Raw genomic sequence first — 19,789 nt, 5'->3', positions numbered from 1 at the left:
ATGAACTACAGAGCGAGGTGCTGGCGCACGACCTCGGCCAGCTCCTCGGCGTGGGCGTTGGCAGTCTCGGCATCCGCCGCCTCGACCATCACGCGCACGAGCGGTTCGGTTCCCGACTTGCGCAGCAGCACGCGGCCGGAGTCGCCCAGCTTCTGCTCGACGACCTTGACGGCGTCCTGCACGCCGGCGTGCGTGGAGACGGCGTCCTTGTCGACGCCCTTCACGTTGATCATCACCTGCGGGTAGACCGTCATGATCGAGGCGAGCTCGGCCAGCGTCTTCTTCTGGCGGGCCATCTCGGCCACCAGGTGCAGGCCGGTGAGCACGCCGTCGCCGGTGGTGGCGAACTGCCGCATGATCACGTGCCCGGACTGCTCGCCGCCCAGCGAGAAGCCGCCCTTGTTCATGTCCTCGAGCACGTAGCGGTCGCCGACGCTGGTCTGGCGAACGGTGATGCCGTGCTCGCGCATGGCGACGTGCAGGCCGAGGTTGCTCATCACGGTCGCGACGAGCGTGTCCTCGGCGAGCTTGCCCCGGCTCTTCATGGCCACCGCGAGGATCGCCATGATCTGGTCGCCATCGATGATACGGCCCTCGGCGTCGACCGCCAGGCAGCGGTCCGCATCGCCGTCGTGCGCGATGCCCACGTCGGCCCCGACGCGCACGACCTCTGCGGCCAGCTTGTCGAGGTGCGTGGAGCCCACGCCGTCGTTGATGTTGATGCCGTCGGGGTCGGCCCCGATGACGGTCACCTTCGCGCCGGCGCTGCGGAACGCCTCGGGGGATGCCCCGGATGCTGCGCCGTTGGCGCAGTCCAGCACCACGTGGATGCCGTCGAGCCGGTGCGGCAGGGAGGCCAGCAGGTGCAGGACGTAGCGATCCTCGGCATCCGAGAATCTGCGCACGCGACCGACGTCACCGCCGGTGGGCTGCAGCTTGGCGCCGGTCATCGCATCCTCGATGCGGTGCTCGACCTCGTCGGGGAGCTTCACGCCGCCGCGGGCGAAGATCTTGATGCCGTTGTCGGGCGCGGGGTTGTGGGATGCCGAGATCATCACGCCGAAGTCGGCGTCGATGTCCGAGATCAGGAACGCCGCAGCCGGTGTCGGCAGGGTGCCGGCGTCGAGCACGTCCACACCGGAGGAGGACAGGCCCGCCTCGACCGCTGCGCTGAGGAAGTGACCGGAGATGCGCGGGTCGCGGGCGACCACGGCGGTGAGCCGCTTGCCGGCGGCCCTGCGGGCCTCGGCAATGCGGCCCTGGCCCAGGACGACAGCGGTCGCCTGGGCCAGGGTGAGTGCAAGGTTGGCGGTGAGGACCTGGCCGTTGGCCAGGCCCCGCACGCCGTCGGTACCGAACAGTGCCATCTGGGGAACTGTGCGGATCAGCGCTTCGAGTACTGAGGAGCCTTGCGGGCCTTCTTGAGACCGGCCTTCTTGCGCTCGATGACGCGGGCGTCACGAGACAGGAAGCCGGCCTTCTTGAGGGCGGGACGGTTGTTCTCAGCGTCGATGTTGTTCAGCGCACGGGCGATGCCCAGGCGCAGCGCGCCGGCCTGGCCGGAGTCGCCGCCACCCGAGATGCGGGCGATGACGTCGTAGGCGCCGGCGAGGTTCAGCGTGGTGAACGGGTCGTTGATCAGCTGCTGGTGCAGCTTGTTCGGGAAGTAGTCCTCGAGCGTGCGACCGTTGATGGTGATGGTGCCCGATCCGGGGATCAGGCGCACGCGGGCGATGGCCTGCTTGCGACGGCCCACGGCGGCGCCCGGCACGGAGAGCACGGGGCGGGGAGCCGACTCCACGACCTCGGCCTCAGGGGTCGAGGTGGAGAAGTTCTGCGGGAATTCGGTGGTGTCCTGAGTGTCAGCCACGAGTATGTCCTTTGAGATCTGAGGGGCGCTTACTGGGCGACCTGGTCGAGGGTGTACGGCGTGGGCTGCTGGGCGGCGTGCGGGTGCTCGGCACCTGCGTAGACCTTCAGCTTGGCCAGCTGCTGACGACCCAGGGTCGTCTTGGGGAGCATGCCGCGGACGGCCTTCTCCACGGCGCGGACCGGGTTCTTCTCGAGGAGCTCGGCGTAGGAGGTCGCGGTCAGGCCGCCCGGGTAACCGGAGTGGCGGTAGGCGATCTTCTTCTGGAGCTTCTGGCCGGTCAGGGCGACCTTGTCGGCGTTGACGATGACGACGAAGTCGCCGACGTCGACGTGGCGGGCAAAGGTGGGCTTGTGCTTGCCCCGCAGGATGGCGGCGGCGTGCGAAGCCAGGCGGCCGAGAACGACGTCGGTGGCGTCGATGACGATCCAGTCACGCTGGACCTGCCCGGCCTTCGGGGTGTAAGTGCGCGTCACAATAGTGCTGCTTTCTTGATTCGAACGGAGAGGTTCGTGAATCCCACTCCGGGGTGGTTCTCCTGGGCGGATGCCCGAGGTGAACACGCCAGTGGAGGGCTCACGTTCGTCGTACCGGCGCCTCGGCAGGCCGAAGCACAGGCACCAAAGGTCGAGCTTACAGCATCCGGCCCGTGGTTCCCAAGTCCGGCCACCCCGCCTCTCCTCGCGCCCCGCCCTCGCGCCCCCTCCCCTCGCGCCCCCCACTCTCCCGCGGGTCGCATATGGCTGCCTCAACGCCCGTGAGACCACCATTCGCGACCCGCGACACGCACGGGATGCCTCGCCAGTCCTGCTGCACATCTTCGAGATCTGCGGAGTTGTGCACAATCACTGGGATCCACGGCATCCGCTGTCCCCTCCAGACTGCATTGTGGATGGATGCCGTTCTCACCTGCCCCGCTGCCGAAGGACATCGGCGCGCAGTTCAGCACCGCTGCTGCCTTGCGCGCCGGAGTCAGCCGTGCACGGTTGAGGGCCCTTGACCTCACGTCGCCCTTCCATGGCGCCAGGCGCACAGCATCCGATATTGCCGAGCAGGAGAAGGAGATCGCCGAGGACACCTCTCCCCTGGCACGCACGCGGGCTGACGCACAGCGGATGAAGGCGAAAGCCAGGACATTCCTCACGGTCATGGCGCCCGGTGGCTTCATCTGCGGTCGCAGCGCCGCCGTGATCCGCGAGTATCCGGTGGATGCTCCCGACGAGCTCGAGGTCGCTGTGCTGTCCCCGAGCCGGGCACCCCGCGGCGCCGGTGTGAAGGGAAGGCGGATCGAGCCGTGGATGGTGGCGATCGACGAGCTCGACGGCATCCCGATCACCTCACCAGCAACGACCTGGACGATGCTCGCGAAGCACCTGAGCGTGCGCGAGCTGATCATCGTCGGCGATGCCATCGTCCAGATCCCACGCGACGATCGCGGGAGACAGCGCCCTCAACTGGTCGCAGCCACCGTCGAGCAGCTGCGTGAGGCCGTTGGCGCAGGGCGCCATGTCGGCGTGCGCAAGCTCCGCCGAGCGCTGGAGAGGATCCGCGTGGGCAGTTCGTCGCCGCTGGAGACGGATTTCCGGTTGGATGCCGAGGATGCCGGGCTTCCCGAGCCTGAACTCGACGTCGAGGTCTACGACGAGCACGGCCGTCGGCTGGGCATATCGGAGTTCGCGTATCCGACGGTGAAGATCGCCATCGAGGTGGAGGGCGACCACCATCGAACCTCGAAGAAGCAGTGGAACCGCGATATGCAGAAGTACCGCGACTATTCGGCCGCGGGCTGGGAGACCGTGCGACTCACGTCACAGGACATCCGCTGGACCCGATGCGCGACCCAGATCGTCCGCGATGCTCTCGCTCGCCGCATGTGAGTCGACCTTCAGGAGCCCTTCGCCAGCCCGTTGTGCGCCCGGTCCGCGGGCTCGTTTGTGCGCCCGGTCTGCGGGCCCTGGTTCGCGGGGCCCGAATGGCTGCCTCCAGCCCCGCGAGGCCACCATTCGCGACCCGCGACACACCCGGAGCACGGAGCAACCACTCCCGCGGGTCGCATATGGCTGCCTCCAGCCCCGCGAGGCCACCGTTCGCGCCCCGCGACACACCCAGAGCACGGAGCAACCACTCCCGCGGGTCGCATATGGCTGCCTCCACCCCCGCGAGACCACCAGTCGCGCCCCACGACACACCCGGAGCACGGAGCAACCACTCCCGCGGGTCGCATATGGCTGCCTCCACCCCCGCAAGGCCGCCATTCGCGACCCGCGAAAGCACTGGGTCCGGCTAGCCGGCCTCGGCGGTGACCAGGATCGGGCGGTGGTCGCTGGTGCCCTGCGGCAGTGTGGTGATCCGGGAGATGTCGAAGCCGTTGGAGGTCGCGAAGTCGTAGTGCCCGCGGAACACCCGGTACCGCGTGTACGTGCGGTCGTCGCTGAGCGTCAGGCGGTAGCCGTGCTCGCGGACGGTCTGGCCCAGGTTCTCCTTGAACACCGGGTAGTTGTAGTCGCCGACCATCAGCACCGGCATGCCGGGGGCGAGCTCCTGAAGGGCATTCAGCCCGGCGCGGATCTGCGTGCGGCGCAGCGAGTTCAGCGCGGTCAGCGGCGCCGCATGGAACGACGCAACCACCACGTGCCGGCCTGTGTCGATGTTCAGCAGCCGCGCCCCCAGCACCCGCTCGTTGGCGGGCTTGAGCACTCGGTCGTGCAGCGACTTCTTCAGCCCGATGGTGCGCACGCGCTCGACCCGGTACTGGTTGCTGCGCAGATACATCGCCAGGCCCAGCCGGTTGCCGGACGTCGCCCTCACCAGCCCCAGGCCGCCGATGGCATCCGGGAGCAGCGTCGTGTCGCACTCCTGCAGGCACAGGATGTCGGGGTCGTGCGTGGCGACCAGCGCGTTCAGCTCGCCCGCGGCGCGATGCTTGCGCAGGTTGTACGAGATGAGCCTCATGGGGCCACGTTACCGCCGCAGGATGAACGTCGGCCGACTACTCCCGGTCGCGTCGGGCTCGGGTCTGCTCGGCACGGGCCGCCAGCAGATCGTCGGCGGGGTATCCGACCTCCGCGAGCGTCAGCCCCCGGGCAGGAAGGACCTTGAAGGCGCTGGTGCGGGTGAGCTCCTCGCGCAGCCGCACGACGTCGTCGACGGACAGCCTGCCCTCCCCCACGGCCGCGCAGGCGCCGACCAGCGCGCGCACCATGCTGTGGCAGAACGCGTCGGCCTTCACATCCGCGATGAGCACGCCGTCGGCATCCCGATGCCAGCGATAGTCCAGCAACGCGCGGATGGTCGTGGCCTCCTCGCGCGGCTTGCAGTACGCGGCGAAGTCGTGCAGCCCGATGAGGGTGCGGGCGGCGGCATCCATCTGGTCGACGTCGAGCGAGGCACGCACGGCGGTGGTGTCGTTGCGACGCATCGGGTCGTAGCCCACACCCGCGTCGGCCAGGCGATAGCGGTACCGGCGCCACACCGCCGAGAACCGCGCGTCGAAGCCGTCGGGTGCGAGAGTCGTGCGGCTCACGGTCACGTCGGGGTACTGCCCGAGCACCCCGCGGATGCGGCGGGCCAGCGACCCGGCGGGATCGGATGCCGCCTTCCCGTGCCGCGCTGTGACGCGCGACCACTGCGCCTCGTCCAGATCGACATGCGCCACCTGACCGGACGCATGCACGCCGGCATCCGTCCTGCCCGCCACGATCAGATGCGCCTCGGACCCGACGATGCGGGCGAGTCCTGCCTCGAGCACTCCTTGCACGGTGCGCAGTCCCGGCTGTTTCGCCCAGCCCCGGAAGCCGGTCCCGTCATAGGCGATGTCCAAGCGAATGCGCACCTGCTCAGCCTAGACTGGAGGGTCAAGCCCCCTCTGAAACGTGCCTTCCTCCGCTATGCCTGCATCCCCCTCGCCGTCCCGCTTCGCGGGGCTCGACGGACTCCGGGCGATCGCGGTCGGCCTGGTGCTGATCTATCACCTGTTCCCCGGCGCGGGCGTGCACAGCGGACTCGTCGGCGTGGACGTGTTCTTCGTGGTGAGCGGATTCCTGATCACCTCGCTCATGCTGCGTCCGTCGACGCATTCGCTCGGATATCGGATGCTGGACTTCTGGCGCCGCCGCGCGCGCCGGCTGCTGCCCGCACTGGCCGTGGCGCTGACGGTCTGCGCAAGCGTCGCATGGGCGATCGGCGGTGACGTGCTGGTGGGGATCGGCCGGCAGCTGCTGGGCGCCTCGACGTTCAGCTACAACTGGGTGGCGCTGGCCGGCGGCTCGGACTACTTCGCCGCCACCGAGCCGGAACTGTTCCGCAATGTGTGGTCGCTGGCCGTCGAGGAGCAGTTCTACCTGCTCTGGCCACTGCTGCTGCCCCTGCTGCTGGTGGTGCTGCGGGCGCGCTGGCTGCTGGTCGCGTTCGCCATCGTCGCGGCGGGCGCCTCGGCCTGGTGGATGTCGGTGCTGGTCGGCGAGGGCGCCGTCACCCGCGCGTACTTCGGCACCGACTCGCACGCGTTCGGACTGCTGTTGGGCATCGCACTGGCATTCGCGCTGCGGGACATGCCGGATCGGGCATGGATGCACTCCTCGGCTGCCCGGGTGGGCGGTTTCGCGATCGGGATGCTGGGCATCGGGCTCATCGTGGTGGCCGCACTGCAGCCAGGGCACCCGGCGGGCTCCGGCTTCCCCGGAACGCTGCTGCTGGCATCCGTCGGATCACTGCTGTCGATCCTGGCCGGAGTCCTGCCCGGCTCCTGGTTCGGCCGGGCCGTCGACGTGCAGCCGCTGCGCTGGATCGGCGACCGGTCATACGGGATCTACCTGTGGCACTGGCCGCTGCTGGTGCTGGTGCTCGCCGCGACAGGGCAGGGCGTCTCCGCCGGTGCCGCCGGGGTTCCCGTGCTGTCGGGGTGGGTGACGCTGGTGCTGGCCGTGGTCATCGCGGCCGTCTCGTTCCGGATGCTGGAGACGCCCGTGCGGAGGCTCGGACTGCGCAGGTCGCTGCGCGCGATCGGCGCGCGTTTCAAGCGCAACCCGCTGACGCGCTTCGCGACCCTCAGCGCGCTGGTCGCCGCACTGCTGGCGCTGGGCGGGACCACCGCGGCCGTGGCGATGGCCCCGCCGATGACCACCGCCGAGGCGACCATCCTGGCCGGACAGAAGGCCCTGAAGAATCGGACGGCGAAGCCCGCTCCGCATCCTGAGCCGACACCGACCGCGATCGATGGGAACCAGATCACCGCCGTCGGGGACTCGGTGATGCTGGCATCCGCGCCCGCCCTGTACGAACGCTTCCCCGGCGCGTTCGTGGATGCGAAGGTCTCGCGCTCGAGCTGGAAGGGGCCGGGGATCATCGACGCGCTGGCGGCCTCGGGCGCCCTGCGACAGCATGTGGTGGTCGCCCTCGGCACCAACGGATCGATCGATAGGCGCGTGCTGCAGAAGATGGCCGACGAGGTCGGGCCGAACCGAGATCTGGTGCTCGTGAACGCCTACGCGCCGCGGGACTGGATCCCCGGGGTGAACGCCGAGCTGCAGGCCTTCGCCTCGGTGCGCAGCGGCGTGGTCGTCGCCGACTGGTCCGGAGCCATCGCGCCGCACGAGGATCTGCTGGCCGGCGACCGCATCCACCCCGGTGCCGCCGGTGGGCGGATCTTCGCGGAGGTCGTGGAGAAGGGCATCCGCGATTCCGAGGCCGAGCGCGCCGCCCGCCCGCACCGCACTCCGGAGCCGATGGGGTACTGACACTGGCGACGCTTCGGCCGAACCTCAGTCCACGGCGACCTTCGCCTTGGCCCAGGAGCGGCCGCGGGTGTCCTTGAGGATCGTGTACTCCACATCCACGTGCGGCTCGATCGCGCTGTACTTGTCGTTCGGGGCGCCGATCACGAGCTGGAAGCCGAGCCCGCGCCAGGCTCCGATCGCGCGCTTGGTGAAGTGCGCGTCGGCCTTGATGAGGGCTTCGTCCATGAACACCGGCGCATAGCGCGGGCGCTCGGCGCCGGCATCCCCCAGCTGGTAGCGCAGGGCCGCGCCGACGATGAACGCGACCAGCTCCTGCGACTCGCCGCCGGACTTCTCGCCGATGTGGTCGTACAGCGCGACGTGCTCGCCGGTGCCGGCGTGCACGCGCTCGGCGGAGACCCGCACATGGTTGCGCACGTCGATGAGCTCGGCGAAGTCGGGGGCCGTGCGGCGCATGCGGCCGATCAGGCGGCTCATGCGGCGGTAGGCGTTCTCGCGCTCGTCATCCGTCGACGCCGCCTCGATCAGCCCGCGCACCTCGCGCAGCTCGCGGCGGAACCGCTTGCGCGCCTCGGACTGGTTCTCGCGCGGCGAGATCTGCAGCCGGTGCTCGTCATCGTAGAACGGCAGCTCGCGCATGATGGCGTTGATGGGCTCGATGCGATCGCGGATCTCGCGCACCGAGCGGCTCAGCGTGGAATCGAGGCTGGTCAGGTCGTTTCCGCTCAGCCCCAGCAGGCTGTCGCGCCACTCCCGCTCCAGCTCGTACAGGCCGCTGGTGCGCAGGGCAGCCAGAATGCCCTGGAACTCCGCCACCGACGCGTCCGGGTCCGGCAGCAGGTTCAGGTTCGGCCAGCGCTCGAGGAAGGATGCCATCAACTGGCGCATCCGCTCGCGCTGCTCCTCGTGCGCTTCGGCGGCAGCGCGCCGCTCGCCGACCAGCCGCGTCGCGGCGGTCTTCAGCGCCAGGTCCAGACGTGCGAGACGATCGGATGCCGCGTCGTCAGGTGCGTCGTCCAGCAGGAAACGGTCGTCCAGGAAAGCTGCCTGCGCCGAGGACAGCGAGAGGTCGTCAGCGGAGTCGATCACGCTCTGGCAGGCGTCGACCTGGTCGGTCACCTCACCCCACCGCTCCTGCGCGTCGGCGCGCTGCGCACCCAGGGCGCCGATCTCGTCGCGCAGCACGGAGGCGGTCAAGCGACGGCTCTCCGCCCGCCCCTTCAGCTCGGCGATCTCCGGGTTCTCCGCGGTGACCGCGGTCTCGACGGCGGCCCAACGGTCGCGCTCGGCGACGACGGCCTCGACGTCGAGCTGCTCCCACGTCACGTCCTGGACCAGGGCGAACGCCTTCAGACGGTCTTCGATGGCGTCCATGGCGTGCTCCGCCGCGTGCACGGCATCCGTCGCCTCCTGCACCTGCGCATCCAGACGCTCGACCCGCGACGACAGTTCATGCAGTCGCCGCTCGCTCGAGAAGCCCAGCACGTTCTCGCGGCCGTGGCCGCCGTGCGCGCCGCGGTTGCCCTGCGACATCTGACCGGTGATGGTCAGCGCCATCGTGTGCGCGGACAGCTGCGCCGAGGAGTCCACGCACACGAAGCCGAAGCGCTCCTCGAGTCGCTGCTGCAGCCAGCCGGTGAACGGCGTCTCACGGTAGTCCAGGCGGCCAGGCAGGGTGCGCGAATCGGCTGCATCCGAGGTCGCGAGCCCGGTGTGCACGCCCTCGTACCGCAGCCGGACCGGCGTGCGCACCCGGTCGATGGCGGAGCGGAAGGCGGTCACGTTCGAGGCATCGATGAGCAGCGTGGTGGCGAAGCCGCCGAGCGCCAGGTTGAACGCCTCGCGCCACGGCTCGAACTCCGTGCGCACCTCGACGAGCTCGGCGACGAACGGCAGGTCGTCGGCGTCCAGCCCCGCAGCATCCGCCAGCATCATGCGTGCGCGATCCAGCGCGGCAGGGATGCTGCCGCGCCCGACGTTCTCACGCTCCTCGTCCAGTTCGCGGCGCTGCCGCACCAGCGCGTGACGGGCGGACTCCGCCTCGGCGAACGCGGCACGGGCCGCGCGGCGGGCGCCCGCATCTCCCCCGGAACGCGCGTCCTGCTGGATGGTCGCGAGTTCGTCCGCAGTCCCGGCCGTCAGCCCGAGCCCGGCGAGCACGGCGTCCACGCGTGTCCGCTCGCGCTGCACCTCGGCCAGACGCCGCTCCACCGCGCGCAGCTCGCGCTGCGCGGTCTCGAGGCGGTCGCCGCCGGACTGCCGCAGCAGGTCGAGCAGCCCGTCGCGCTCGGCCTCGGCGGCCTCGACGAGGGCCTTCTTCTCGCGCAGGCTCAGGTCGAGCGCGTGAGTCCGATCACGCAGCTCGTCCTCCACCTCGCGCAGCAGATCCAGCCGGCGCTGCGCCTGCCAGAGTGCGGCGCGGGACTCGGATGCCGAGAACTCGCCGACCTCGTCGATCAGGCGCATCTGCTCGGCGGCGGCCTCGATGCGCTCCTGGATGCCGGCGATCGGCTCCAGCGCGTTCACCTGCTGCCGCGCCGTGATCATGCTGGTGCGCGTGCTCTCCAGCTCATCGAAGTGCGCGACCACGGCATCCGCCACGGCCATCGTCTCGGGCTCCTCGAGCACGAGACGCTTGTACAGGTCGTCGACCGTGGTGATCTGCTGGCCGGCCTGGATGCGGGCCAGCAGGCTCATGGCCTTGGCGCCGGAGCCCGCCGCGCCGATGCCGAGCACCGCATGCAGGCGGGCGGAGAACTCGCGATCGGTGCCGAGCGTCTCCAGCCCCAGTTCGCGCAGGCTCGCGTCGGTGAGGCGGTGGGATGCCGCCTGTTCGAGCCGTGCGAGGTCGAACGGCCCGTCGACGGTGGCGCGCACGCGCACGGTGTCCTCGAGGATGCGCGCACCGGCCGGGATGTACCAGGCGCGGATGGCAGTGAAGCGGGAGTCGTCGTGGTCGCGCCAGGTCATGGCGATGGCGGTCCAGGTGTCCTCGCCGTCACCGCGCAGCACGCGCAGTCTGGTGCCCTCGTCGGTGCGCGACTCGTCGATCTTGCCGCGGCCGTAGGAGAGGATGTTGCGCTGCTCATCGCCGCGCGGACGACCGGTGACGCCTCCGTTGGAGGCCCCGTTGAAGGGCGTGGTGTGCGGCATCATCAGGGCGATGTAGGCGTCCATCAGGGTGGACTTGCCCGAGCCCGACCCGCCGCACAGCAGCGTGGCATTGGGCGAGAAGCGCACCCGGTGCGGGCCGCCGTCGTAGCCACCCCAGTTGATCAGCTGCAGGTCCTCGGCCACCCACTGCTGCCCGCGGGAGTCGGCCGGGATCAGGCCGAAGAGCGTGTCGAGCATGGTCATTCGTCTGCCCCGTCCTTCGGGTTCTTCTCGGCCTGCGCGCGCAGCCAGGTGCGCAGTTCGGCGAGCTTCTCGGCGCTGAGCACCACCTCGACCAGCGAACTGATGCGGTAGCGGCCCGTGGTCTCCTCGTCGATGACGCCCTCGCGGTCGAGCCGGTCGAGCGCCGCGCGGATGGCCTTCTGCTGCCGGGCGGTCGAGCCGTCAGCATCCGTCAGATAGCTCAGCACGGTCTGCTCGACGTCCTCGACGTCGATGCGAGGGGCGGACTCGCCGGAGGCGGATTCCCGCAGGAACACGGTGCGCAGGTGCACGAGCACCAGCGTCTCGGTGCGGTTGTACGGGGTGTCCTTCAGCAGGACGGGCATCTCGAACTCGTCGGATCGGATCTGCTGCTTGTACGCCAGGCCGCGGCCCAGGTCGACGACCAGGCGGAGGTACATGTCGTGCAGGCGCGACTCGATGAGCTGCTGGTGCTCGAGCAGGAGCCTCCACTCGGCGCGGTTGCCCTCGGCGCTGAGGAACCGGCGCTGCAGCACGTGCACGAGCACGCGACGCACCTCGGCGTCGAGCGTTCCGCGGTCGCCCGGGAAGAGCTCGTCGAGGTCGTCCTCCATGGCGACCGGCGCGACGAACGGTGCGTCGTCGGCAGCCGCGCCTGGAGCATCCGTGCCTGCCCGGGAGCCGAATGCTGGTTCTGGCTTCTGGGAACCGACATCCGGCTCCCCGGCTGCGCCGCCGAATCCCGCGGTGGTCCGGTCAGCGAGGTGGGAGGCCTCATCAAGCTCGGTCTCAGGCATCCTGATCCTCCTTGGTCTCGGCGACGGCAGCGGTGACGGCCGTGAAAGCGAAGCGACGGGTCGTCCCGTCGGGGCGCAGGGTCTCGACGGTCGAGAGCGCATCCTGCTCGGCCATACCGGCCTGGTGCACGATCTCCAGCAGCCCCACCAGGTCGACCGGCCGGCGATCGGCATCCGGAGCTCCCTCGAAGGCCTCGCCGAGGTCGAACCCCCCGCCCAGCTCCGCGACGTACGCCTCGAGCTCGGCGTAGTGCGGCCCGCCCCACGAACGCTCATCGACATCGAGGTACTCCACGTCGTCGGCTTCCGTCAGCGGCGCGGGTGAACCCGGCGGACGGATGTCGCCGACGCTCTGTCGCAGGCGACCGAGGTCGATCAGCGGCAGGCTGCGGATCGGGTCGACGGATGCCGTTCGCGGTGCGTCGCCGGCCCAGTCGTGCAGGCCTGCGATCACGTCGCGCAGCAGCTCGTCGATCTGCCGGTCGCGCAGCGGATCGTGGCTCTTGACCTGCCCGGTGATGACGTGGGATGCCCGGCGCTGCGCGTTCAGCACCTCTTCGACACCCAGCTCCACACGGCGGCCGATGGCGTCGAACTCGACGCGCTGCGCAGGGTCGAGGAAGCGCGAGAACGGCTGCGCGAGCAGGTCGTGCAGCTGAGAGGTGAGCGCGTCGATGCGGTCGGGGTCGCCGATCAGGCGCAGCGCGCCGGCGAAGGCGCGGCCCTCGGGCGTGGACTGCATGACGTCCTTGGCACGCTGCAGGTACTCGCGCAGCACCTCGCCGGTGGGTCGGTCGTCGCGGCGCAGGTACGAGACCACGTCGCGCTGCATCTGCTTGAGCGACTCGGCCACGCGCGTGAAGTCGGCCGGCAGCTCGCGGGCAAGGTGCAGCACGTTCTCGGCCTCTTCGTACAGCTCCTCGTCGTCCAGCGGAGCGGTGCCGTCGGCCTGGATGCGCAGGATCTCGGCATCCAGAGCATCGCGCTCGGAGGTGAGCCGGGCGATGCGCTTGACGGGGTCGGCCTCGGCATCGTCGGCGAGCCGCTCGACGGCCTCGAGCAGCGTGCGCACGCGGGAGCTGGAGACACGCGTGCGGTTGCCGCCGGTGCGGCCGGTGATCTCCAGAGCTTCGACGGCATGCGCGGAGAGCCGGTACACCTCGGTGTCGTCGTCGATCTGCTGCACCAGCCAGCCCTGCTTGGCCCAGGTGCGGCACACCTCGCGGCCGGAGCCTGCGGGGATGCGGCGGTCTTCATCGTCGTAGCCGGCTGCGCGCAGCTCGGTGAGGGTCTCGTCGACCTCGGCATGCGCATCGGCGATGGGTACCGCCGGGCGATCGGCTGTGAAGAGCATCGACAGGGACGCGATGACGAAGGGCGCCTGGCGCCCGTGCAGCAGCCCGAGGGTCGGCGTTCTGAACGCTGCCAGGGAGCGGGAATATGCCGCCTCGGCACGCGTACCAGTCATCGGGACGAGTTTACCGGGCGCGGGGGGATCACCACGTTGCCGCAGCTCGTCGACGGACACGATCAGCAGGACGGAGCACACCGAGATCGCGGTGCTCCACGAGCGTTCAGCCCAGGCCGGACCCCGAGCCGCTGCCCGACGCGCCCTGCTGCAGGAGCCCGAGCGCGACGTACGCCAGTGATCCGACAGCCACCCCGATGCCGAAAGCCAGCAGCAGCAGTCCGAACGCGGATCTTCTGCGCATGAGAGCTCCGGCACCCGCTATCAGTGCTCCGGCCACGAGCCCGTAATAGGGACCGAAGATCGATCCGAGCAGCCCGAGCGCCACGCCGAGCAGGGCGACGAGCGCGACGACCGCCGTCGGCACAGCCCTGCGCGTCGGGCGCGCTGCACGATGACCGATCACGCCACGCTCCACGGCATCCATGCCGCCATGATCCTCCGCCGCGAGGAGGCGGACAAGGGGGGCAGCTCGGAACCGCTGCCCATGCCTTCGCTCGCGGGTCCCGAATGGCGGCCTCCCCCACAATGAGACGACCATCTGAGACCCGCGACACGCGCGACCGCACAGCGCCCTTATTCGCGGGGCCCGAATGGTGGCCTCCCACTCGACGAGACGACGATCTGCGACCCGCGAACCAGCGAACTGCGACCCGCGACCCGCGAACCGGCGTGCAGCAGGCCCGGCATACGACGAAACCCCCGGGCGAACCGAGGGTTTTCTGTTTCTGTAGCGGAGGCGGGACTCGAACCCGCGACCTCACGATTATGAGTCGTGCGCTCTCACCATCTGAGCTACTCCGCCGCATTCACACACTCCGAGAGTGGTGCTGCGAGCCCCGAGTCAGGATTGAACTGACGACCCCTTCCTTACCATGGAAGTGCTCTGCCACTGAGCTATCGGGGCGTGCTGCCCCTGTCAGGGCAACCAGATGAGCCTAGCATCCGCACGGCTCACAAATGAAATCGAGCCGTCAGTACGAATACCGTCCCGCATTCGCGCGCAGCCAGGGCAGCGGATCGATCCTCGAACCGTTGACGATCAGCTCGAAATGCAGGTGCGGGCCGGTCGACCGCCCCGTCGTACCGACCTTGCCGAGGGGCTGTCCGACCTTCACCTTGTCACCGGTGTGCACGAGCATGGAGCCGTGCTGCATGTGCGCGTAGTGACTCGTGATGAGCTTGCCGTCGATGATGTGGTCGATGTAGATCGTCACACCGTAGGCGCCGCCGGACTCGGTCGCCTCGCGCACGGTGCCGTCGGCGATGGCCTGGATGGTCGCGCCGTTGCCGGGCACCAGGTCGATGCCCTCGTGCATGCGGCCGTTGCGCATGCCGAAGGGGGAGCTCATCGCGACACCGACCATGAACGGCCACTGAATGGCCGCATTGGGGTCGTTGGTGTAGAGGCTGTCGGAGAACTTGATGTTCTCCTCGGCTGCGACATCCAGCAGCGAGATCGTCGAGTACGCATCGGAGCGCGCGAGCGACTCCCCTTGAGCGTCGTCGGATGCCACGTAGGCCTGGATCTCGCCCTTGTCGGCCTTCTTGGCGGTCGACGCGTTCGACGCGACCAGCGATGCCGTGGCCCCGCCGTCTCCCGCCTGCACGGCGGCGACTGCGCTGGCGGGGAGCGTCATCGACACGGCGATGAGCCCGGCGACGCCCATCACTCCGAGGCTCGCGCCGGCGGCTGCGAGACGACGCCGGATGCGACGACGAGGAGCCACGTGATTCGACGAGGCGGATGCCTGCACCGGCTCGTCGTGGTCGATGATCGCCGTCGAGGCCTCGACATGCTCGACGGGGGCGAACCCGAAAGCGCTGGAGGCCTGTGCGAACACGTCATCGGATGGCGCGGCCGGTGCGGCGAGCGTGGTCACGGCGACGCCGAGCTCAGGCTCCGGGACGGGCACGACTTCGGCTGCGGCGACCTCGGCGAATTCGACCTCGGCGACCGTGATGTGCGCTTCGTCGATCGGAGCCTGCGGGATGTGCGGTGCGCTCACAGCCTGTGCGGCCTTCGCCTGGGCGAGCCGGCGCGCACGCCGACTGAGCGGCTCGGGAGAACTCTGCGCGACCGCGGTCAGAACGTGAACGGCTTCCGCGCGCACAGCCTCAGGTCCGTCGATCACCGACGTCACAGGAGCTGCAGTCGCGAGAGGCCCGGATGCCGCCGGGGCGGCGTTGCGGAGTCGGTTGGCGCGCCGCGTCAGCGCGGGGCCATCCTCAGGACGTACAGGGGGCAAGTCACAACTCTCGAGTAATCAGCAAGCACGGGGGTACTTGGCCACTTCCGCTTTCGGGCCGCGAAAGTAACGAACAGATAAACACTGTACAGACAGTCCGCTGAAAAAGCCATGCACTCGAACGAACTCCCTCAGTCCGCTCGGCCGGCGGCCTCGATGATGCCACGCAGCCTGTCGTGCACCGCGCGTCCGCCGGCGATCAGCATGGGGCGCGGCGATGCGAGCTCCAGTCCGGTCACCGCCCCGCCGGCCTCCTGCACCAGCAGCGCCCCGGCAGCGAAGTCCCACGGCTTCAGGCCGCGCTCGAAGTAGCCGTCCAACCGCCCGGCTGCCACATAGGACAGATCGATGGCGGCCGATCCCATCCGGCGCACGTCGCGCGCCATGGTCATCACTCGACGCACCATCGCCAGGTCGCCCTCGTGCGTGGCGGGGTCGTAGCCGAACCCCGTGCCCAGCAGCGCTCCTGCCGCCGTAGCCTCGCCGACCGACAGCCGGCTGCCCGAGAGCCAGGCGCCCTCGCCACGCACGGCGGTGAACAGCTCTCCGAGCACGGGTGCGTTGACGGCGCCTGCGATGCCCTGCCAACGCTGCGGATCGGGTTCGCCCTGCACGACGGCGATGCTCACCGAATACGCGCCGATGCCATAGGCGTAGTTGACCGTGCCGTCGATCGGATCGACGACCCAGGTCAGGCCGCTGGTACCTGCCTCCGCGCCGCTCTCCTCGCCGAAGAAGCCGTCATCCGGCCGTTCGGCGTGCAGTCGGTCCCGGATGAGCTGCTCGACCTCGCGATCGGCCTCGGTGACGATATCGGCCAGCGATGACTTGGTCGCGGCCAGTGCGACGCCCTCCGACCGACGCTGTTTCGCCCGTGCGCCGGCTTCGAGGGCGATGTCCGCGGCGAGCGCGCCGAGCTCGACGTCGTTCACTCGGCGCCGCCGGGAGCCGCGGGAGGCGGCGGTGGGAAGGAGCCGCTCACCGGTGGGACCGGCGGGTGCTGTTCCTGCGGCGGAGCCGCGGGCTGGGCGGGGGCCGGCTGAGCGTACTGCTCAGGAGCCGGCACGGCAGGAGCCGCGAACTGCCCGGGCGCCTGCTGCTGCGCAGGGGCAGGCCGCTGCTCGGGTGTCTGCGGCGCGGGTGCCTGCTGCTGCGCGGGTGCCTGCGGCGCAGGGGCCTGCTGCGCGGGTGGAGCATCCAGCGTCGGGAAGCCCTGTGCGGGTGCCGGGTACGTGGGCTGTCCGGTGTAGTACGCGTTCCAGTCCGGCGATCCGTCGGGCATGACCGGCAACGGCGTGCGTCCATCGGCGTACGTCGGCCACTGCGGCTGCGGGGCCGGAGTGACGAACGACCCCTGGGACTCGACGTACGACGGCTGGTGCGTCAGCGGCGCCGGTCGCGGCCGACGGGGCGCGAACAGCGCGTTGAGCAGGGGGATCAGCGTCGTGCCGACGGCGGCGAGGATCGTCAGCGCGATCACGATGCGCCAGTACAGGTCGCTGTATTCGAACAGGTCGGGGAAGGTCAGGAAGAAGACCAGCATGGCGACCAGCAGCCCCAGGACGACCAGCGTGGCGATCGTGATCACACGGGTGAACGCGGTGACGTAGCGCTGCGACGCCTTCAGGAACAGCCGCAGGTGCAGCAGTGCCAGCTGCAGGATGCCGATCACGAGGATCAGCTGCCAGAAGCGCACAATGGCCCAGCCGCCGTAGCGCTCCTCCTCGGGCAGCCAGATCTTCACCGCGCCGACCAGCAGCACAACGATCCAACTGATCATGCTGGCCAGCGCCAGCCAGTCGGGTCGACTCGCGGAGAGATTGGACTCCAGGATCGCCACACCGGCGAACAGCGCCAGCAGCAGGATCGTCAGGAATGCGCGGCCGATGATGCCGTCCTGGTCGCCGATGAGCACCCACACCACGCAGACGAGCGCGGCGGCGATGAGCGCGCCGATGGCGATCCAGATGGCCCCGCGCATGAGCTTCGAGGTCATCTGCTTGGTATCGGCGTGCGGTGTCGTGTCAGACATGAGCATCCCCTCCGGCGGTCGTGCTCTCATCCTGCCATGCGCACCCCGCGCGCCGCCGGAGACTGTGGATAACCCCGTCGCAGCGGGTCAGTGCGCGGACTTGCGGGACGCCGCCGCGAATGCGGCGACCCGAGCCCTGGACTCCGCCGTGTCGAACGCCTCCCCGATGGAGCGGGCCTCCTCGGCCAGCTGCTCCGCATAGGTGCGGGACGGCTGCGAGCGGATCAGGCGCTTGGCCTGACCGTAGGCTCCTGCGGCGCCCGACAGCCAGAAGCGCGCGATCTCCTGCGCGCGCTCGCGCACGGCATCCGCCTCGGCCTCGGCATCCGCTCCCCCCACCGCCTCCGCGACCAGGCCCCACTCCACCGCCTCGTCGGCGGAGAGCAGGCGGTCCTGCAGCACCAGCTGCAGCGCACGGCGCTCTCCGATCGCGCGGGCGAGCTGCGCGGTGACCGACAGGTCGGGCGTCAGCCCGATGTTGGCGTACAGGCTGCCGATCTTCGAGCCTGCGCCGACCACGGTGTAATCCCCGCACATCATGATGCCCAGGCCCCCGCCGGCGGTGGTGCCGTGCGCGGCGACCACGACGGGGATCGCCGAGGTGGTCAGCGAGACGATGCCCTCGTTGATCACGTGCGCGAGCGCGGTGATGTCGGCGCCGCCACCCATGCCGGTCGCCATGGCCAGCACATCGCCACCGGCGCAGAAGGCCCGGCCGGCGGCATCCAGCACGACGGCGCGCACATCGTCGCGACCGACCGCCTCGGCGGTCGCATCGCGCCAGGCGTGCGCGAGATCCGCATCGAACGCATTCAGGCTCGCGGGCCGGTTCAGCGTGAGGTGCGCCAGCCCGTCGGCGACGCTGAGCAGGATGGAATCGGACATGGCTCTCCTTCGATGCGCAGATCTTCAGTCTCAGCTTATCCGGGACTCAGGCTCATTCCTCGCCGAGCACCCTGGCCACGAAGGCCTCCATGCGATGACGCGTGCCGTCCAGGCGCAGGTCGGCCTGGCCGGGGGCGCGCACCTCGTTCGGCGCCAGCGGATGCGCGAGGCGCGCGTTCTCGTGACAGGACAGGTCCGCGCAGATATAGGTGCCCGCGCTGTCGCCGCGGCGCCCCTTCGCTCCACCCCGGCGCGCGGTCAGCAGCGCCACCTGATTGCCGGGCTGCAGGGTGTGACAGATGTTGCACATGCCCGAGCGCACGCGAGAGGGGTCGGTCGCGCGGAGCACGATCCCTCGCGGGGCTCCTTCGTGCTCGACGATGACGACACCGCGCCGAGAGGACTCCGGATCGCGCCAGGCGAGGAAGTCCAGATAGTCCCAGTCGGTCAGGATGAAGTCGTGCGGCATCCCGAGCTGGGCGATCTCTTCGGCATCCGCGTTCCCGATGGACTCACGGATCTGTGCTTCGGTGAGTGGTCGCATCGGTTCAGTCTAAGAAGGTTCAGTCCGGGAAGGCGAACGGCCCCGAAGCGAGAAGGCGCACCGATCCCAACGCCTCAGCTGCCGCCGTCGCGGTCATCTGCCACCAGCAGGAAGCACGCCCGTGTCGCCCGGTCGATGGACGATGAGTCGCCGTCGAGCAGGGCGGACTGCAGCGACCGGTAGCCGTTCTCGACCGTGCGGAGCGCGTCGCCGAGGGCGTCGCGCGACAGAAACGCGTGGTATCCCAGCGATGTTCCGGACCTCTTGGTGAGACCGACCAGCACACTGTTCGGGCACCGCTCGATCAGCCGCATGAAGTATCTTCCCGACACCTCGGAGGATCCCTGCGCATCGCCCGCTGCGAGCCGGTCCGCCACCTCCCCGGCGATCCTCGCCAGCTCCACAAGCTCGTCCGGAGCGAGCTCCGGCACGGTGAGGGCGCTCACGCCCACCAGGAGAACGCCCACGGCCTGAAGGTTGGGCACGGCGTGCTCCGGCTGCGGGATGGCGACGATCGTGTGCGACTGCGGGGCCGACACGACCAGCCCCTCGATGGCGAGTGCATGCAGCGCCTGGCGGATCGGCGTGGCCGAGACCCCCAGCCACGCGCGCAGCGCCCCCTCCTCCAGCCGTTCGCCCGGCAGCAGGACGCCCGTCAGGATCGCCTCGCGCAGCTGCTCCCGCACGCGCTCGCGCACCAGGACGCGCGGCCGCGACGGTCCGATTTCATGCTGGGGCACTGGCACGGCGCATCCTCCTCCTGCGACGACGTGATCCGTCTCCGACAACGTCGAGAACTGACAGTGATGATGGTGGTGGGAGCCCCGCAGCGGTCTTCCTGACTCATGCTCT

Annotated in this window: 17 protein-coding genes and 2 tRNA genes; 2 read left to right on the top strand and 17 right to left on the bottom strand. The window is 69.8% G+C overall.

Going from position 1 to position 19,789, the window contains the following annotated elements; all coding sequences use genetic code 11:
• Positions 1-5: 5 nt before the first annotated feature.
• From glmM to rplM, 3 genes are read right to left on the bottom strand one after another with little or no spacing between them, the layout of a single operon-like run.
• On the bottom strand, positions 6-1,367 hold the full coding sequence (glmM, locus tag Q0568_RS03335) for a phosphoglucosamine mutase (protein ID WP_298862216.1): 1,362 nt from the start codon (positions 1,365-1,367) through the stop codon (positions 6-8).
• Positions 1,368-1,384: 17 nt separating this feature from the next.
• Positions 1,385-1,870, bottom strand: coding sequence for a 30S ribosomal protein S9 (rpsI, locus tag Q0568_RS03330; protein WP_298862213.1), 486 nt, complete (start codon positions 1,868-1,870; stop codon positions 1,385-1,387).
• A 29-nt stretch (positions 1,871-1,899) separates the two neighbouring features.
• A complete protein-coding gene (gene rplM / locus Q0568_RS03325) occupies positions 1,900-2,346 on the bottom strand; it encodes a 50S ribosomal protein L13 (protein WP_298862210.1) in 447 nt (148 codons plus the stop codon).
• 420 nt (positions 2,347-2,766) lie between these two features.
• Here rplM and Q0568_RS03320 point away from each other — a divergent pair, with 420 nt between their 5' ends.
• Positions 2,767-3,747, top strand: a complete 981-nt coding sequence (locus Q0568_RS03320) for a hypothetical protein (protein ID WP_298862207.1) — start codon at positions 2,767-2,769, stop codon at positions 3,745-3,747.
• A gap of 406 nt (positions 3,748-4,153) precedes the next feature.
• On the opposite strand, the gene Q0568_RS03315 is transcribed toward Q0568_RS03320, so the two are convergent.
• Positions 4,154-4,822, bottom strand: coding sequence for an endonuclease/exonuclease/phosphatase family protein (locus Q0568_RS03315; protein WP_298862204.1), 669 nt, complete (start codon positions 4,820-4,822; stop codon positions 4,154-4,156).
• Between the two features lie 37 nt (positions 4,823-4,859).
• Positions 4,860-5,702: a tRNA pseudouridine(38-40) synthase TruA gene (gene truA, locus Q0568_RS03310; RefSeq protein ID WP_298862201.1), complete on the bottom strand. Its 843-nt coding sequence runs from the start codon at positions 5,700-5,702 to the stop codon at positions 4,860-4,862.
• Between the two features lie 55 nt (positions 5,703-5,757).
• Between truA and Q0568_RS03305 the strand changes: the two genes are divergently transcribed.
• Positions 5,758-7,605, top strand: coding sequence for an acyltransferase family protein (locus Q0568_RS03305; RefSeq protein ID WP_298862198.1), 1,848 nt, complete (start codon positions 5,758-5,760; stop codon positions 7,603-7,605).
• A gap of 24 nt (positions 7,606-7,629) precedes the next feature.
• Here the strand turns inward: Q0568_RS03305 and Q0568_RS03300 are convergent, their stop codons facing one another.
• The 12 genes from Q0568_RS03300 to Q0568_RS03245 all read right to left on the bottom strand — a co-directional run bounded on the left by Q0568_RS03300 (position 7,630) and on the right by Q0568_RS03245 (position 19,677).
• Positions 7,630-10,962 (bottom strand): ATP-binding protein, encoded by a 3,333-nt coding sequence (locus tag Q0568_RS03300; protein ID WP_298862195.1) that lies wholly within the window; start codon positions 10,960-10,962, stop codon positions 7,630-7,632.
• Complete coding sequence (locus Q0568_RS03295; RefSeq protein ID WP_298862474.1) at positions 10,959-11,576, bottom strand: DUF4194 domain-containing protein; 618 nt, start codon at positions 11,574-11,576, stop codon at positions 10,959-10,961. Before Q0568_RS03295 ends, Q0568_RS03300 begins: the two co-directional genes overlap by 4 nt.
• Positions 11,577-11,751: 175 nt before the next feature.
• Complete coding sequence (locus Q0568_RS03290; RefSeq protein ID WP_298862191.1) at positions 11,752-13,227, bottom strand: DUF3375 domain-containing protein; 1,476 nt, start codon at positions 13,225-13,227, stop codon at positions 11,752-11,754.
• 106 nt (positions 13,228-13,333) lie between these two features.
• A complete protein-coding gene (locus tag Q0568_RS03285; protein ID WP_298862187.1) occupies positions 13,334-13,654 on the bottom strand; it encodes a hypothetical protein in 321 nt (106 codons plus the stop codon).
• A 304-nt stretch (positions 13,655-13,958) separates the two neighbouring features.
• Positions 13,959-14,032, bottom strand: a tRNA-Met gene (locus Q0568_RS03280).
• Positions 14,033-14,062: 30 nt separating this feature from the next.
• Positions 14,063-14,134, bottom strand: a tRNA-Thr gene (locus Q0568_RS03275).
• A 67-nt stretch (positions 14,135-14,201) separates the two neighbouring features.
• A complete protein-coding gene (locus tag Q0568_RS03270) occupies positions 14,202-15,362 on the bottom strand; it encodes a peptidoglycan DD-metalloendopeptidase family protein (RefSeq protein ID WP_298862184.1) in 1,161 nt (386 codons plus the stop codon).
• 245 nt (positions 15,363-15,607) lie between these two features.
• Complete coding sequence (locus Q0568_RS03265) at positions 15,608-16,408, bottom strand: inositol monophosphatase family protein (protein WP_298862181.1); 801 nt, start codon at positions 16,406-16,408, stop codon at positions 15,608-15,610.
• Positions 16,405-17,508: a hypothetical protein gene (locus Q0568_RS03260; RefSeq protein ID WP_298862176.1), complete on the bottom strand. Its 1,104-nt coding sequence runs from the start codon at positions 17,506-17,508 to the stop codon at positions 16,405-16,407. The genes Q0568_RS03265 and Q0568_RS03260 overlap by 4 nt, the downstream gene beginning before the upstream one ends.
• Positions 17,509-17,595: 87 nt before the next feature.
• On the bottom strand, positions 17,596-18,393 hold the full coding sequence (locus Q0568_RS03255) for an enoyl-CoA hydratase/isomerase family protein (protein ID WP_298862173.1): 798 nt from the start codon (positions 18,391-18,393) through the stop codon (positions 17,596-17,598).
• Between the two features lie 52 nt (positions 18,394-18,445).
• Entirely contained in the window at positions 18,446-18,937 is a 492-nt protein-coding gene (locus Q0568_RS03250) for an FBP domain-containing protein (protein ID WP_298862170.1), read from the bottom strand.
• Positions 18,938-19,011: 74 nt separating this feature from the next.
• Positions 19,012-19,677, bottom strand: coding sequence for a GntR family transcriptional regulator (locus Q0568_RS03245; RefSeq protein WP_298862167.1), 666 nt, complete (start codon positions 19,675-19,677; stop codon positions 19,012-19,014).
• Between the last annotated feature and the right edge of the window lie 112 nt (positions 19,678-19,789).

This window comes from uncultured Microbacterium sp. (genome assembly GCF_937927635.1).
GTDB lineage: Bacteria > Actinomycetota > Actinomycetes > Actinomycetales > Microbacteriaceae > Microbacterium.
This window is presented reverse-complemented; position numbering and strand designations above follow the sequence as displayed.